The sequence below is a fragment of the Mesorhizobium qingshengii genome, assembly GCF_900103325.1.
In the GTDB taxonomy this organism is placed as follows: Bacteria; Pseudomonadota; Alphaproteobacteria; order Rhizobiales; family Rhizobiaceae; genus Mesorhizobium; species Mesorhizobium qingshengii.
On sequence record NZ_FMXM01000012.1, the window covers coordinates 89,222 to 105,581 of the forward strand.

Genomic DNA, 16,360 nt, shown 5'->3' on the forward strand with positions numbered 1-16,360 from the left:
GTGTTCTAGGGTGACGCAAGGCTAGATTGGACAGGCGGCCTCGCGCCATATGCCTAAAGACACAATGACGGCTGGGCCGAGATCGCCGAGAAAAGGGCATGCGCATGGGCAATATCTGGGCGCCGCTCGCCAGGGCGATCGCCGCCACCGGCACGGACAGGCATGTCGACTGCCTGATCGACCTGATCGGCGCGGACATCGAGCACGACCTCGTCACCGTGACGCGCTATTCGGCGACGCAGACACCGGAATTCATCAAGCACCGACGCTTTTCGGACGAGATGGTCCAGCGCTACCTCGCCAGCTACTATGTCTTCGACCCGTTCTATGCGTCGTGGCGGCGCGAGCGAAGGCTCGGCATCATGCCGCTGAAGCGGCTTGCCGACGATGAGGCCAAGCGCGGCCAATATATAGCCGGCTTCCTGGCGCAGTCGGAAATCTGCGACGAGGTCGGCATCATGCTGGCTGATGGCGGCGACTGGTGCCTCGGCATCTTCCTCGACCGCTCGAAGATGTCGTTCAAGGACAGCGAGATCTCACTTCTGGATGAGCGGCTGCCGGTGTTCGAGGCGTTGCACGCCCTCGACATCAAGGCACGGGGAACCGAGTTCTCCCGCACCTCGGCGCCGACAGGTCCGGGCGCCTCGCCCCGGCAGGAGCCGACCATCCCGGCCAGCCTGTGGCCCGAGCTGTCGCAGCGTGAGCGGGAACTTGTCCAGCTGATCCTCGCCGGCCACCCGACCGCCAACATCGCCGAGCGTCTCGGCATCACCGTCGGCACCGTCAAGAACCATCGCCGGCGCATCTACGAGAAGCTCGACATCACCACCGAACGGGAATTGTTCCTGCAGTTCTTCCAGCACAGGGCCGAGAAGGCGTAGCTGGGAGATCGCGCCGTTGCCGCCTTCCGTGGGATGGATACAATAGGCGAAGAATTGTCCGTGCAGCTATTGGCAAGCAAGGCGGATACACGGTCTGGAGGGAACGGATGGGCAAGCCTCGCATCTTCCTGGGCTCGTCGGGAAAGCAGAAAAAGTTGCTTGATGCGCTGACACGCGGTCTTGAGGAGATCGCGCAGGTCGAGCCTTGGACGACCTCCTTCAGCCCCGGCACAACCACACTCGGGCGCCTCATCGAGCTTACACGCGAGGTCGACTTCGCCGCTTTTGTGTTCGCTCAGGATGACTGGACGAGCGCGAGCCAGCCGGCATCGTCCACGTCCCTGTCCGCTCAAGCTTCTCCACGAGATAATGTGGTCTTCGAAGCCGGGCTTTTCGGTGGAGTCCTCGGCATGCGCCGAACGTTTATCCTGCATGCAAATGGCGCCAAGCTTCCCAGCGATCTGCTCGGCCTGACGTCGATACGGTACGGCGAAGCCGCCACCGCCGCCGAGATGAGAGCGATCAATCAAAAATTGCGGAACGCAATCGAAAATGAGGGCCACGTAGCCCGCATAGAGGGTCTTTGGTGGCAGTTTTCCCTGACGGAGCGGACTGCAAAGGAGCCCTCAGCCGTGAGCCTGCTGCGCATCTCGCGAAACCGCGAGGGTGCCTTGGAGCTGACGGGACGCTCGTGGCAGGAGAATGGCAGCCTGTCCGCCAGGTACTGGAGCGAAGCGCTGAAGGAGAAGAGGGAGCCTTCCGGGGTCTTCTACTATTGGAACGGAGAACGACCCTTGGACGCGAACGCCCCACAGCTGCATGGGACGGGAGAGATCCGGCTGGATACCACCGATCGCGCGTCAGGCTATTTCACGACGCGCGCGGACACGCAGCCAGAACTGAACGCGCGCACCTCTGGCGTCTATTTGCGGGCCGATACCAAGGACTTGGAGATACTGGACGGGCGCGACAATCAGCGGCGGGTGGAGTTGATCGCGGAGCGGCTGGGCGATTGGAAGTCGATCGCCATCACCTGAGAACTCAGTGCGCGGGGGAGTGGCTCCCTGGCGCTTCGCCCGGCCGCAGGCCCGGCGCCGTATGGACAAGGTGTCGCCAAGGGAGCACGCTTCTCAATCGCTCTCCCCTGGCCCACCAGTATCCCGTTTGGCGGCTCCAATCCCGGCTTGAACTTGTCCGCCGTTGACTTCACATTCGCCGCCGATTGGGAGGAATGCTACATGCCGATGAGTTTCGCAGGACGGTTTGCTGGACGATCGACCGTGATCACCGGCGGCGCCTCCGGCATCGGCCTTGCTGTCGCGCAAAGGATCGTCGAAGAGGGCGGACGGGTTTGTGTGTGGGACCGCGACCCCGGCCAGATCGAGCAGGCCAAGGCCACCATCGCCGGTCTGCATGGCGTGATGGTCGACGTTTCCGATCCAGCCGCGGTTGAAGACGCCGCACGGCGGACGATCAAAACACTTGGCGCGGTCGATATTCTGGTCACCAGTGCGGCCATCACCGGGCCGAACACGACCACCTGGAACTATTCGACCGAGGACTGGCAGAAGGTCATCGACATCAACATCAATGGCGTTTTCTACTGTAATAAGGCGCTCGTGCCGCACATGCTCGAGCGCAACTACGGCCGCATCGTCAACATCGCCTCGATCGCCGGCAAGGAAGGCAACCCCAACGCTTCGGCCTACAGCACCTCCAAGGCCGCCGTGATCGGCCTGACCAAGTCGCTCGGCAAGGAACTGGCCAAGACCAGGGTGACGGTCAACTGCGTGACGCCGGCGGCGGTGCGCACCGCGATCTTCAAGCAGATGAGCCAGGAACACATCGACTTCATGCTGTCCAAGATACCGATGGCGCGCTTCGGCGAGGTCGAAGAGGTGGCGGCGCTGATCTGCTGGATCGCCTCGGAAGAGTGCTCGTTCACGACCGCCGCCGTGTTCGACGTTTCGGGTGGCCGCGCCACCTATTGAGACGGGCCAGGGCACCCCCTGCGTCAGCCTGATGCGCTACAATTCCGCGTGACGTGGCAACGAAAGACGCTGGACAGGCGTATAGTAGGCGGCGCCTGAATCGGCGATGGCGCAACAGGTGTGCGGAAAAGCCATGACACGGTGCAACAGCTCTGCAAGCACGATGACCTGCCAGGGCCGCGCCACTGCCGTGCGCTCGACGGGCGCTGCGGCCATCCGGCTGGAGTCTGCTGCATTTGCTTAAGGTCGACCCAACCTCGCTGTCCGATGACGACCTTCTGGACCGCTATCAGCAGTCGGCCTTCGACTATTTTCTCGAAAACGTGAACCCCGACAACGGGCTGGTCGCCGATACCTCACGGCCGAATTCGCCGGCCAGCATCGCCGTCGTCGGTTTTGCGCTGTCCTGCTATCCCATCGGCGTCGAACGCGGATGGATGGCGCGCGAGGCGGCTGCGAAGCTGACGCTTGCCGCGCTGCGTTTCTTCTGGACCAGCACGCAAGGCAATGGCGACGACGTCACCGGCCACAAAGGCTTCTACTACCATTTTCTCGACATGCGGACCGGCCGGCGTGTCTGGCGCTGCGAACTGTCAATGGTGGACACCGCGCTGTTGATGGCCGGCGTGCTCGTTGCGGGCGCCTATTTCTCGAGCGACGGCGAAGACGAGCGCGAGATCCGGGAGCTGGCCGAGGCGCTCTATCGGCGCGTCGACTGGCGATGGGCGCAGGGCAGAACGCCCACCTTGCGGCAAGGCTGGAAGCCGAAGAGCGGCTTTCTCCACTATGGCTGGGAAGGTTACAACGAAGCGACGATCCTCTACGTGCTGTCGATGGCCTCGCCCGACAGCCCAAGCTCGGATGACAGCTATGTCGGCTGGACGGCGACCTATCAATGGGAAAACATCTACGGCTACGATGTGCTCTATGGCGGTCCGCTGTTCATGCATCAGTTCTCGCATGCCTGGATCGATTTCGCCGGCATCCGCGACGCCTTCATGCGCGAGAAGAACTCGGACTATTTCGAAAACAGCCGGCGCTCGACCTACCTTCATCGCGACTATGCGCGGCGTAACCCTTATGGCTATGGCGGCTACGATGAGAACCTGTGGGGACTTTCCGCAGGCGACGGGCCAGGTGGCTTTCGGGCCAGTATAGAGCGTCGGCCTCACCGGTTTTCAGGCTATGCCGCGCGCGGCGCTCCTTTCGGGCCGGATGACGGGACGATCGCTCCGTGGTCCTGTCTGGCATCGCTGCCTTTCGCGCCGGACATCTGCCTGGCGGCGTTGCGCCATCTCGGGGATCGCTACGCCGACGTGATCGACAATTTCCGACTGCCGAGCGGCTTCAATCCGACATTGGCGAACCGGCGAAAATTCGGTCGGCATGGCTGGGTGTCGGAAGGCTACTACGGGCTGGACCAGGGCATCGTGGTGATGATGATCGAGAACCACCGCTCGCGCCTGATCTGGGGGCTGATGCGGTCCAACCAGCACATCCGTCGTGGCCTGGGCAAAGCGGGTTTCGCGGGCGGATGGCTGTCGCAGCCGGCAAGCCCGGCGCCAGGTGGCCGCGATGTCGCATGAAAAGACAAGGGCAGCTGCTTTCCCTGTCGACCGCAACGACGCCGAGCTGATCAGGGGCGCGCATCCGCCGCACTGGCGCAACCCCGACCCGACCGGACCATACAATCTCGTCGTCATCGGCGCCGGCCCCGCCGGGCTGACCGCGGCCCGCGAAGCGGCGAGCCTCGGCGCAAAGGTTGCATTGATCGAGCGCAGCCTGATCGGCGGCGTTTGCATCAATGTCGGCTGCATTCCGTCGAAAGCGGTCATCCGCACCGCCAGGCTCTATGCCGACATGCGCGATGCCGGGAATTTTGGCGGCGACACGCCGAAACATGTTCGCGTCGACTTTCAGCGCGCGATGACGAGGATGCGGCAGATCCGGCAGCGGATCAGCCGTGCCGATTCGGCCGAGAGCCTGGCTTCCGGAGGCATCGACCTCTACTTCGGCGAAGCGCGGTTTTCCGGGCCGGACTCGATTCTGGCCGCCGGGCAAACCCTGCATTTCAGGAAGGCGCTGGTCGCGACGGGAGCCCATGCGCGCCTGCCGACGATCCCGGGACTCACCGAGGCCGGCTACCTCAGCAACGAGACCATGTTCGATCTTGCCGAGTGCCCGAGGCGGCTTCTGGTCATTGGCGGCGGACAGCTTGGCTGCGAGATGGCGCAGGCGTTCTGCCTGTTCGGCGCGAACGTCATCCTGGCGCAGCGCGATCCGATGTTTCTGCCCGGCGAAGAACGCGACGCCGCCCAGATCCTTTCGGATGCGCTGGCGCGCGAAGGGGTAGAGGTACGTCTGAACACCGAGGTGGTGGCGGTGCGGACAGTGGGTGGGAAGAAGCTCGCCGACCTGGTGCGGGACGAGGAAACGACGACGATTTCCGTCGACGAGATCGTCACCGGCATCGGCCGGTCGCCCAATGTTGACGGTCTCGACCTAGAAAACGCTGGGGTGGTGTACGATGCCAACGGCGTCAAGGTGGATGATTACCTCAGGACCACAAATCCGCGCATCTACGCGGCCGGCGACGTTTGCCTCGAACACAAGTTCACGCATACCGCGGAGGCGACAGCCCGCATCGTCGTGCGGAACGCCCTGTTTTTCGGGCGCGGGAAGCTCAGTGAACTGGTCGTCCCGTGGTGCACCTACACCGATCCGGAGATCGCCCATGTCGGCCTCTATCCGACGGAGGCGCGCCAGAACGGCGTACCGGTCAAGACCTACACGGTGCTGATGCACGATGTCGCCCGGGCGCTGACGGACGGCGAGGAAGAGGGTTTTGTCAAGATCCACGTCAGGGAAGGATCCGACCGCATCCTCGGCGCCACGGTGGTCGCCGCCCATGCCGGCGAGATGATCAACGCAGTCTCGCTCGCCATCAGGTCGGGCATGGGACTACATGCGCTGGCCGACGTCATCCACCCCTTCCCGATGCAGGCACAAGGCATAAAGATGGCCGCAGACGCCTATCGGCGAACCCGGCTCACGTCGTTTTGGAAGCAGCTGGCGGGACGCTGGCTGGCATGGTCCAGGCGATGACGGCACACGGATCGGCTTTTTTCCGAAATGTCCGCAAAATACACGATCAGTATCTCAGTCGGAGCTTGACGGCACCCAGTATGGCTAGAGCGATTCATCGTTTCACCGAAGCGTCGAACCGCTCTATCTCTTTGTTTTGACGCAATTCCGGACGGAAAACCGTTTCACACTTTTCCTGGAATTGCTCTAAGGAAAATTGAACTCGCCTTGCGGCCGCGGAACACGCGTGGATGCAGCCTGTAACTGAAATGGAATACGCAATCCAACTCTTGGCCAAGGGTTACATCTGCGTGCCGTTGTGTGCCGGGAGCAAGCATCTCGATCTCCAGGCAATGGAGTATAATCCCCTACATTTGCAGGCCCGTCGAAAGGATCTGAAAGAGTTGGCGTTCCGATCGATTGCCTTTCATCTGTCGCAGAAGCCGCCAACCAGTGACGACATCCGGCGCTGGTTCCGGGAGTTTGGTGGAAATGTCGGGATCCTTGGAGGGTTCTCCAACCTTCTCATCCTGGATTTCGATAATGCCGCGGACTATCTGAACTGGGCGGGCAAGCACGAGGCTCTTTTGAGACGCACGCCGATTGCAAGATCGCCGAAGGGATTCCATGTCTATCTCAGGACGCGCGACCCGATGGCTTCGTCGAGCCTCTATTCCGGTATGCGCCGGATCGGCCACGTGAAGGCGCTTGGGGGCTATGTCGTCAGCAGCCCCTCCGTGCTCAAGGACGGCTCGTCCTACAGCTGGCTGAAGGAGCATTCGCCATTCAACGTCGACCCGCAGCCCGTCGAGAGCCTCGCCAGTCTCTCGCTTCGCGGGGTCTCGCCGTTCAAACACTGCTATGACCACATGCTGAACCGCGGCTTCTTCGAGCCCCGATGAGCACCTCGGACGGCGCGCGGCTGGACATTAGCATCGTCATCCCGGCAAGGAATGCGGCCGCGACGATCGACGCGACCCTGCGCAGCCTTGTGCCCGACAGAGATCTCATCGGTGAGATCCTTCTGATCGACGACGGATCCAACGATCAGACCGCGGCCATCTCGATCCAAAGCGCCCGGAAGTATGAATTGCCGCTGGAGGTCCTCGGTGCGCGGCTGGGCGGTGCCGGTGCCGCCCGCAACGCCGGCATGGCGCGAGCCAAGAGCAAGTTCCTGTTCTTCCTCGATGCCGATGACGAGGTGATCGCAGGAGGCTTGAGGCTGTTGCGTGAGACGCTTGTGAGCAGTCCCGGGGCCGGGCTATCGATCGGAGCCAGCATACGCCGCACCGGAGGCCGCCCGGACAAGCTCAAGGCCCCGCATGGATATACAAGCGACCGGGCCATGAACGCCCGGCGGTACCTTCTCAACGAGGTGTGGCCGATCGCCGTGGGCAGCGCATTGATCGCGGCCCAGGCGACGGCTGCCATCCGCTTTCCCGAAACCACCAGTCTCGATGAGGATACATGCTATTGGGCAGCCCTGCTTGCCCGCTCCGACGTGGCGACGACCCCCGCCCCGGTGCTTCTCTATCACCATGACGAAGAGAGGATGGAGCGGCGATTTGTCCAGACCCCCCGGGCCACATTTCTTGCGATAGCACTGGAACTGGACAAGCTTGCGGGTTCAGGCATTGCTAAAGACGTTCTGCAATGGAGGAAAGCCTGGATCGCGCAGCGGATTGCAAGGCAGCTCCTCAAGCACAAGAGATACGGGGATGCGATGCGCATGATGCGTGCCGTTCGCGCCCACAAGACCCTGGGCTGGAGTTGGAAGGCATTGCAATATCGCACCCGAATTCATGCCGGAGCCATGATGGAGCGGCCCGGCTATTCGTCGGGCGCCGGCGGGGACACGGAAAGACGTACACTGATCGTATCCTACGATCCGGCCTTTCCGGCGGTCTCGGGTGCGGATCTGAGAAATTTCCGCAATGCCGGTCTGGCCGCCGAATACGGCCCGGTCCGGCTTGCCTCGATCCGGCCGCTGAGCGATCCGTCAAAGCCGACCGATGCTCGCCTCCATACGGTGGGGCTGACGACCGCGGAGGAGCCGCGCTCGGGCTCGCTGGGCTGGTGGAGGATAGCCGGGGAGAACCGTATTCCTCGCGTAGCGCTCGTGCGCCTGCGGACCCTGGCGCAAACTTTCAAACCCGACACGATCATCGTCGAAGGCATTGGCCTGTTCAAGCTGCTGCGGCCCTTGAGACCACTGACCAAACAACTCATTCTCGACATGCACAATGTCGAGTCCGACCTGGCGGGACAGTTGCGGCGCGTCGATGCGGCGCGATCCGCCGCCGCGGTGATCGCCACGAGCCTCGGCATCAGGCGTCTGGAGAGAAAGGCGCTGGCCATCGTGGACAGGGTCTGGGTCTGTTCGACCAGCGATCGCGAAAAGCTGATGGCCGTTTGCCGGCGCAAGGTGCCGATCGATGTCGTTGCGAACGGAATTCCCCACGCCGGAGACATTCCCGAGGCGCTGCCGGCCGAGGCCGCGACCGAGAATGGTTTTCCGGTCATCCTGTTTGTCGGCCATCTCGGCTATCCTCCAAACGTCGATGCCGCCGAGCGATTGGTGGGCGCCATATTGCCCCGTATCCGCAAGGCCTTGCCGGCCGCGAGACTGGTTCTGGCCGGACGCAGCCCAAAGCCCGCCGTGCGGGCGCTGGCCGGATTGCCCGGCGTACAGCTGGTTGAAGACCCCGAGGACATGGCACCGCTCTTGTCCAGCGCGCATCTCAGCATCATCCCGCTCAGGGCGGGCGGGGGCACGCGCATCAAGATCCTGGAGGCAATGGCGTGGGGCGTACCGGTGATCGCGACACCGCTGGCGGCCGAGGGCCTGGACCTGGTCGAAGGCGAAGAGGTGCTGCTGTCAGCCTCCGACGAAAAGCTTGCCGAGATGGCCATCGAGCTCTGTCTCCACCCTGGACGCAGGGCGCGCCAACGCATTCGCGCGCATCAGGCGGTCTGGGCAAAGTTCGGCCCACAAACCATCCGCAATGCCATCCGCCATGGGCTTGGAGTGGATAGTGTCGGCAAATGACGACTGGGCCATCCCTCATCATCCAACTATGAGCCACCGATGATACCGCGCATCCTGCATCAGACATGGAAAACCGACAGCGTGCCGGAACGCTTCCAGGCCTATGCCGACAGCTGGAAACGGCACAATCCGGACTGGACATTCCTGTTCTGGAGCGACCGGATGCTGCTCGAATTCATTGCCGAGCACTACCCGGACTTCCTGCCGATGTTTTGCAATTACAAGAATGGCGTGCAGCGGTCGGACGCGGCCCGTTACATGCTTCTGCATCATTTCGGCGGGGTCTATGCCGACATCGATTGCGAATGCGTCGCCCCCTTTGATCCGATCATGAACGAGAGCCGGATCGTGCTGTGCAAGGAGCCGGTTTCGCATGCGGCCGTCCAGGCGGACTTCCGCGGCCTGCCCTACCTCTTGTTCAACGGCACGATGGCGAGCCCGTCCGGGCATCCGTTCTGGATGCATCTCTTGTCCATGATGCCTGGGTTAGCCGACGCCAAGGACGTGCTCGATGCCACGGGCCCTTGCTTGCTGACGTCCGCACAGCGGGGTTATGGTGACCAGGACGTCTTCGCCATTCACCCTTCCGGCCTGTTCGCGCCGGTGACGTCGTCCGGGAGCATGGAGCGAGAGGCCGGCGATGAGACGGCGCCGCTTTCGATCCATCATTGGGCCGGTACATGGTGGACACCGGGGCCACCACCAGGCTGGCGTAACAAGCTTCGCAACCAGGCTTACCGGCTCTGGTATCATCTGACGCGCGGTGCCTATCTGAGTGAGGCCGTGGCGAAGGCGAGCGTCCACAAGGCAGTTCTCACGTCGCCGCCGCCATCAGGTCGAAACATTGCCATCCTGGTGCCACTTCGCGACGCCGCCGACCTCGTCCAGCCATTTCTCGATGCGCTGGACGCTCTCGACTATCCCAAGGAGAAGATAAAGCTGGTTTTCTGCGAAGGCGACAGCCAGGACGGAAGCTGGGAGCGACTGCAGGCGGCGGCGCCTGGATTAGCCGGCAAATATCGTGACATAGTGCTGCTGCAGCGGCATGTGGGCACCAGCCTCGACAGGGTAAAACGGGCCAAACCACGGCTGCAACGCGTCAGGCGCAGTGCGATTGCCAAGGTGCGCAATCATCTGATCGATCACGGGCTGAGCGCCGACGACGATTGGGCGCTGTGGGTCGATATCGACGTCTGGCGTTTTCCCGCTGATGTTTTGAACCGGCTGATCGATGCCGGGCATCGCATCGTGGTGCCCAACTGCGTGAAGATTGCCAACGGTGGCAGCTTCGACCTAAACAGCTTCATCATCAGAGGGCAAAACAAGGACTATCGTTACTACCGCGAGATCCGTGGTGGCCTTCATCAGCCTCCCGCGCGCACCGAGAACCGCTATCATCTCAGCGATGTCCGCCATCTCGACGTCATCGGTCTCGATGCCGTCGGCGGCACCATGCTCCTGGTCGATGCCGGGCTGCATCGCGGCGGCCTTCGCTTCCCCGAGATTCCCTACCGGGACCTGATCGAGACAGAAGGCTTCGGCGCGCTTGCCAATGATCTCGGCATCAGGCCGGTCGGCCTGCCCAAGCTGGAAATCCTGCATGTTCCCTGGTGAGGCAGCGGCCCGCCGAAGCTCCTGCCTGAGAGGTTCGAGACAGGTTTGCGGTGCGAGCCGCAGGCGTCAATCGTGCAGTTCCCGCGATATCGGCGGACCAATCGAAAACCCGGAGAACGTGACCTCAAAACCCTCGCGTTGCGGCGAACAGCACATCATGCCGACATCGACCGTCTTCGAGGTCGGAAAGTAGGCAAGCCGCACAGGCTTCCAGTGGCCGTCGGAAGCGTCGAGATACTGGATGCGGATCGTCTCGGCATGGCGGGTCAACCGGATCCTGACGCCGTTCGGGTCCTTGGGAATGGCCACCAGCGACCAGTCGGATGTGTCGTTGGTGACGACGACAGAGAAATAGGCGAGGCCGTCGGTATACTCGATGCCGGCCTTGACCCAATGCGTTTCGCTGAGCCGGACCATCAATCCGGCCTGGTCGTAGAGCATCTCGTAGCGCCCGGCGACGGTAACCTCGGCGGTGAAATCGCCCTCGACCGGGCGGTACATAAAGTGGCCGTTGTCACGCCGGAAACCGTAGAAGGTCTCGCGCCAGAAGTCGGTCTCCCTGCCGGTGCGCACGCGAACGGCATCGCCGTCGATGGAATGCTGGGGCGGCGGATTGAGCCAGGTCAGGTCCTGCAATGTCATCGCGTTGCGCCCGTCCAGTCCCTTGATGCATGGCGGCTCGCCGGCCCGATCAGCCGGCGCCCGATTGACCTGCGCCCGTTTAGCCTGCGAATGTGTAGGCCGTCTTCACGGTGGTGTAGAATTCCGCCGCATAGCGGCCCTGTTCGCGCGGGCCGTAGCTCGACCCCTTGCGCCCGCCGAAGGGAACATGGAAGTCGACACCCGCCGTCGGCAGATTGACCATCACCATGCCGGCCTCCGAATTGCGCTTGAAGTGGGTGGCATGCTTGAGGCTCGAGGTGCAGATGCCCGACGTCAGTCCGAAAGGCGTGTCGTTGGCGACTGCCAGCGCCTCGTCATAGTCCTTGACCCGGATGACGCTGGCGACGGGTCCGAAGATCTCCTCGCGCGAACTGCGCATGGCGTTGGTGGCCTGCGTCAGCAGCGCCGGCTGCAAGAAGAAGCCCGGCGTCTTGCGGTCGAGCCGCTCGCCGCCGAAGGCGAGCGTAGCACCTTCCCTGACGCCGATGGCGATGTAATCCTCATCCTGCTGCAACTGTGTCGCGTCGACGACCGGACCGATCTGGGTCTGCGCGTCGAGCGCGTCGCCGACGACCAGTTTGCTCATGCGATCCTTGAGGGCATCGACGAAACGGTCGTGGATGCCGTCGGTCACAATCAGCCTGGACGAGGCCGTGCAGCGCTGGCCGGTCGAGAAGAAGGCGCCATTGAGCGCGCAATCGACAGCCGTTGCGAGATCGGCGTCGTCGAGCACCACCAGCGGGTTCTTGCCGCCCATTTCGAGCTGGAACTTGCGCATGTGCTCGATGCTTGCGGCGGCGACGCGCTTGCCGGTGCCGACCGAGCCGGTGAAGGTGATGGCGTTGACATCGGGGCTGTCGAGCATCGCCTGACCGACCACCGAGCCCTTGCCCATGACGAGGTTGAGCACGCCCTTCGGCAGGCCGGCGCGATGCAGGATGTCGACGATGGACCAGGCGCTCTCGGGAACCAGTTCGGCGGGCTTGAAGACGATGGTGTTGCCATGCGCCAACGCCGGAGCGATCTTCCAGGCCGGAATGGCGATCGGGAAATTCCACGGCGTGATGATGCCGACCACGCCGACCGCTTCGCGGGTGATCTCGACGCCAACGCCCGGCCGAACGCTTGGTACGACCTCTCCAACCAAGCGCAATGTTTCGCCGGCAAAGAAATCGAATATCTGGGCGGCGCGAATGGTCTCGCCGATCCCTTCGGCCAGCGTCTTGCCTTCCTCGCGCGCCAGATTGCGGCCAATCTCATCCTTGCGCGCCATGATCTCGTCCGCGGTCTTTTTCAGCACCGCATGGCGCGCCAGCGGACCGGAACGGGACCATGCCGGAAACGCCGCCTTGGCCGCGGCGATTGCCTGCTTGGCCTGCTCGGCTCCCGCCGAGGCATATTCGCCTACGACGTCGCCGGTATCCGAGGGGTTTATGTTGCGGGAACCGGCGTCACCGACCCATTCGCCATCGATGAGGTTTTTTCGAAACTGAGCCATGTCCTAGTCTTTCCTGCTGATTGGCCGCGCGGCGGCATCTGTCTGAATTGGTATTTGCCAGACAATTGCCTTGCGGGAAAGCACGCACTGAGCCGGTAGCCGCGACAAAAATCCCCTGACTTGCCGTCACGCCCGCGGCGTGGCGGCGAGAGCATCACAACCCGGCTAACATCCACCGGCCACCCCCAAGGCTCAAACGAATTGCCCTGTACAGAAATGTACATAGCCTTGATTTGCCCAATGCGGCGTGCCATGCGTCGTGTGGATGGCAGCACTCGAAACGACGATCCAGCGCGCCGGCGCCACCGGCAACATCAAGGCCACTCGCGAAGACTGGCTGAAGCTTGCGCTTGAAACGTTGATCTCCGATGGTGTCGAACGCGTCCGCGTGCTGACGCTTGGCCAGAAGCTCGACGTCTCGCGCTCGAGCTTCTACTGGTACTTCAAGAGCCGGCAGGATCTGCTCGACCAGTTGCTGGACTACTGGCGGCAGACCAACACCCGATTCATCGTCGAGCGCGCCGGACGACCTTCCGCGACCGTCATCCGCGGCGTGATGAGCATTTTCGAATGCTGGGTGGACGAGAGGCTGTTCGATCCCCAGTTGGATTTCGCGATCAGGGCCTGGGCGCGTCGCTCTCCCGCCATCAGGCGCGCGCTCGACGAGGCCGACGAGGAGCGCGTCAACGCCATCCGCGACATGTTCATGCGCCATGGCTATGACGAGGAAGACGCGTTCGTGCGAGCCCGCGTGCTCTATTTCATGCAAATCGGCTATTACTCGCTGGAGCTCAACGAGCCGATGAGCAGCCGCCTCATCCACGTCGCCTCCTATCTGCGCAGCTTCACCGGCCAGGAGCCTCCGGCAGAAGATGTCGAGGACTTCGCGCGTTACGTCGAGAAGACGCTTTCCGGCAAGCGATAGACACGGCCGGCGGGCCGGCCTAGCCAGACGGTTTCCCAGACGACATACGTAGGATGCCTATACCCATAGCCAGCACGCCAGCCTGCTCTGGATCAGCTTCGCGATGTACTAGACACATATGTACAATGCCGGTAGGGTCCCCGCCATGACCTGACGGAGTGCGGCGGAATGAAATCGCAATACAGGGCGATCGTTATCGGCGGCGGTGTGGTGGGAGCCTCGGTGCTCTATCACCTGGCGAAATTCGGCTGGAGCGACGTCGCGCTGATCGAACGCGAGGTGCTGACATCAGGGTCGAGCTGGCACGCGGCCGGCGGCTTCCATGCGCTGAACGCCGACCCCAACATCGCCGCGCTGCAGGCCTATACGATCGATCTGCTTTCCGAGGTCGAGAAGGAATCGGGCCAGAACATTGGCATGCACATGACCGGCGGCATCTCGGTTGCGTCAGCACCGGAGCGCTGGGAATGGCTGAAGGCCTCCTACCGCATTTTCCAGACCATGGGCATAGACGACGTCCATCTGGTCGGCGTCGACGAGATCAGGCAGCGCTGCCCGATCCTCAACACCGACGGCATGCTAGGCGGCCTCTATGCCGCGCGTGAGGGCCATATCGACCCATCGGGCGTCGTGCATGCCTATGCCAGGGCGGCAAAGCTGCGCGGTGCCGATATCATTGAGCACAACCGCGTGCTGGAACTTAACCGCCGCGCCGACGGCAGCTGGGACGTGGTCACCGAGAAAGGCACTGTCATTGCCGAGCACGTCGTCAATGCCGGCGGTCTTTGGGCCAAGCAGGTCGGCCGGATGGCCGGCATCGACCTGCCGGTTTCGCCGATGGAGCATCATTACCTCGTCACCGAGGCGCTGCCCGAGATCCAGGCGCTGGACAGGGAGTTGCCGCTGATCGTCGATCTCGAAGGCTTCACCTACATGCGCCAGGAGCACAAGGGCCTGCTGCTCGGCATCTACGAGATCAACCACAAGCACTGGAATATGGACGGCGCGCCGTGGGATTATGGCATCGAGCTGATCCAGGAGGACACCTACCGCATTGCGAACGAGCTGGCGCTCGGTTTCAGCCGCTACCCCTGCCTGGAGACAGCCGGCATCAAGCGCTGGGTGAACGGCGCCTTCACCTTCTCGCCGGACGGCAATCCGCTGGTCGGCCCGGTGCGCGGCGTTCCCAATTACTGGGTGGCCTGCGGCGTCATGGCCGGCTTCCTGCAAGGCGGCGGCGTCGGCAAGTCGCTCGCCGAATGGATGATCCACGGCGAGCCAGAGGCCGATGTCTACGGCATGGACATCGCCCGCTATGGCGACTTCGCTTCCAACCGCGAATACATCCGGCAGACGACCGGCCAGTTCTATTCTCGCCGTTTCGTCATGAGCTATCCCAATGAGCAGTTGCCGGCGGGGCGCCCCTTGAAGACGGCCGGCGCCCATGACGCCATGGATGCCGCCGGCGCGCGCTGGGGCAATTCCTGGGGCATGGAAGTGCCTCTCTATTTCGCGCCGCAAGGGCTCGTCGAAACACCCACGCTGAAGCGCTCCAACGCCTTCGACATCGTGGCTCGGGAATGCCGCAAGGTGCGCGAAGGCGTCGGGCTGCTCGATATCACCGCCTTCTCGCGCTACGAGATCATCGGACCACAGGCGAAAGCCTGGCTCGACCGGCTGCTTGCCTGTGCCTTGCCCAAGCCAGGTCGCGCAAAACTCGCGCCGATGCTGGGCGGGAACGGCAAGCTCAAGGGCGACCTCACCGTCTTCAACTGGGGCGACGGCAGTTGGTGGATCATGGGGTCCTACTATCTGCGCCAGTGGCACATGCGCTGGTTCGAACAGCACCTCGCCGACGGCGTCACCGTCCGCGACATTTCGGACACGGTCGTCGGCTTCTCGCTGGCCGGCCCCAATGCGCGCCGGTTGCTCGAACGGCTGACGCACCAGGATGTCTCGCACGAAGCCTTCGGCTTTCTCGCCTGCAGGGCACTGGATGTCGGCCTGGTGCGGGCCAGGGTGGGGCGGCTGTCGGTCATCGGCGAGCTTGGCTACGAGATCCATTGCCAGGCCAATGAACACGCGGCGCTGCGCCGCGCGTTGATGGCGGCAGGAAACGACCTCGGCCTGACCGAATACGGCTTTGGCGCGGTCAACTCGCTGCGGCTCGAAAAGAGCTTCGGCATCTGGTCGCGCGAATTCACGCAGGACTATACGCCGGCCGAGACCGTCATGGACCGCTGGATCGCCTTCGACAAGGGGGATTTCCTCGGGCGCGCGGCGGCTCTGAAAGAGCAGAAGTCCGGATCCAGGCGCACGCTGGTAACGCTCGAGATCGACGCTTATGACGCCGATGCCAGCGGCTACGAGCCGGTCTGGAACAAGGGCAAGCTCTCCGGTTTCGTCACCTCCGGCGGCTACGGCCATACGGTTGGCAAGAGCCTCGCCATGGCACTCGTCGAGCGCGAGGCGGCTGACATCGATACGCAGTTGACAACCCATATCGTCGGCGTCGAAAGAGGGGCGCGCGTCATCGCTTCGTCGCCTTACGATCCGCAAGGCAAGGCGATGCGGGCATGACCAATCGAACCCGCGCCGTGCGTGCAAAAGACCATGTGATGATCGACATTCCTTTCCGAAAACCAGGCTTGTCCG

Annotated in this window: 13 protein-coding genes; 10 read left to right on the forward strand and 3 right to left on the reverse strand. The window is 62.9% G+C overall.

Annotated features, from left to right (window positions below; translation table 11 throughout):
* Nucleotides 1-98 precede the first annotated feature (98 nt).
* From BLS48_RS19580 to BLS48_RS19590, 3 genes are all read left to right on the forward strand, one after another.
* Nucleotides 99-881, forward strand: a complete 783-nt coding sequence (locus tag BLS48_RS19580; protein WP_091580787.1) for a helix-turn-helix transcriptional regulator — start codon at nt 99-101, stop codon at nt 879-881.
* A 107-nt stretch (nt 882-988) separates the two neighbouring features.
* Nucleotides 989-1,918 carry a TIR domain-containing protein gene (locus BLS48_RS19585; RefSeq protein WP_091580790.1) on the forward strand — a complete coding sequence of 310 codons (930 nt, stop codon included), beginning with the start codon at nt 989-991 and terminating at the stop codon, nt 1,916-1,918.
* Between the two features lie 201 nt (nt 1,919-2,119).
* Nucleotides 2,120-2,872, forward strand: coding sequence for an SDR family NAD(P)-dependent oxidoreductase (locus BLS48_RS19590; RefSeq protein WP_091581064.1), 753 nt, complete (start codon nt 2,120-2,122; stop codon nt 2,870-2,872).
* A gap of 36 nt (nt 2,873-2,908) precedes the next feature.
* Here the strand turns inward: BLS48_RS19590 and BLS48_RS19595 are convergent, their stop codons facing one another.
* Nucleotides 2,909-3,088, reverse strand: coding sequence for a hypothetical protein (locus BLS48_RS19595; RefSeq protein WP_091580793.1), 180 nt, complete (start codon nt 3,086-3,088; stop codon nt 2,909-2,911).
* A gap of 20 nt (nt 3,089-3,108) precedes the next feature.
* On the opposite strand from BLS48_RS19595, the gene BLS48_RS19600 reads away from it, so the two are divergent.
* The 5 genes from BLS48_RS19600 to BLS48_RS19620 all read left to right on the forward strand — a co-directional run bounded on the left by BLS48_RS19600 (nt 3,109) and on the right by BLS48_RS19620 (nt 10,619).
* Complete coding sequence (locus BLS48_RS19600) at nt 3,109-4,458, forward strand: glucoamylase family protein (protein WP_091580795.1); 1,350 nt, start codon at nt 3,109-3,111, stop codon at nt 4,456-4,458.
* Nucleotides 4,448-5,977: a mercuric reductase gene (locus tag BLS48_RS19605; RefSeq protein WP_091581066.1), complete on the forward strand. Its 1,530-nt coding sequence runs from the start codon at nt 4,448-4,450 to the stop codon at nt 5,975-5,977. The genes BLS48_RS19600 and BLS48_RS19605 overlap by 11 nt, the downstream gene beginning before the upstream one ends.
* Nucleotides 5,978-6,360: 383 nt before the next feature.
* Nucleotides 6,361-6,858, forward strand: a complete 498-nt coding sequence (locus tag BLS48_RS19610) for a bifunctional DNA primase/polymerase (RefSeq protein WP_425284715.1) — start codon at nt 6,361-6,363, stop codon at nt 6,856-6,858.
* Nucleotides 6,855-9,005 carry a glycosyltransferase gene (locus BLS48_RS19615; RefSeq protein ID WP_091580800.1) on the forward strand — a complete coding sequence of 717 codons (2,151 nt, stop codon included), beginning with the start codon at nt 6,855-6,857 and terminating at the stop codon, nt 9,003-9,005. Before BLS48_RS19610 ends, BLS48_RS19615 begins: the two co-directional genes overlap by 4 nt.
* Nucleotides 9,006-9,044: 39 nt before the next feature.
* Nucleotides 9,045-10,619, forward strand: coding sequence for a glycosyltransferase (locus tag BLS48_RS19620; RefSeq protein WP_091580802.1), 1,575 nt, complete (start codon nt 9,045-9,047; stop codon nt 10,617-10,619).
* A gap of 66 nt (nt 10,620-10,685) precedes the next feature.
* On the opposite strand, the gene BLS48_RS19625 is transcribed toward BLS48_RS19620, so the two are convergent.
* The gene (locus BLS48_RS19625; protein WP_091580806.1) at nt 10,686-11,261 is read right to left on the reverse strand and encodes a DUF1349 domain-containing protein; all 576 of its coding nucleotides are present in this window, start codon (nt 11,259-11,261) and stop codon (nt 10,686-10,688) included.
* A 79-nt stretch (nt 11,262-11,340) separates the two neighbouring features.
* On the reverse strand, nt 11,341-12,780 hold the full coding sequence (locus BLS48_RS19630; protein WP_091580809.1) for an aldehyde dehydrogenase family protein: 1,440 nt from the start codon (nt 12,778-12,780) through the stop codon (nt 11,341-11,343).
* 265 nt (nt 12,781-13,045) lie between these two features.
* Here BLS48_RS19630 and BLS48_RS19635 point away from each other — a divergent pair, with 265 nt between their 5' ends.
* Together BLS48_RS19635 and BLS48_RS19640 are read left to right on the forward strand one after the other, a co-directional pair.
* On the forward strand, nt 13,046-13,705 hold the full coding sequence (locus tag BLS48_RS19635; RefSeq protein ID WP_167365157.1) for a TetR/AcrR family transcriptional regulator: 660 nt from the start codon (nt 13,046-13,048) through the stop codon (nt 13,703-13,705).
* A gap of 168 nt (nt 13,706-13,873) precedes the next feature.
* Nucleotides 13,874-16,285, forward strand: a complete 2,412-nt coding sequence (locus BLS48_RS19640) for a GcvT family protein (RefSeq protein ID WP_091580814.1) — start codon at nt 13,874-13,876, stop codon at nt 16,283-16,285.
* Nucleotides 16,286-16,360 lie beyond the last annotated feature (75 nt).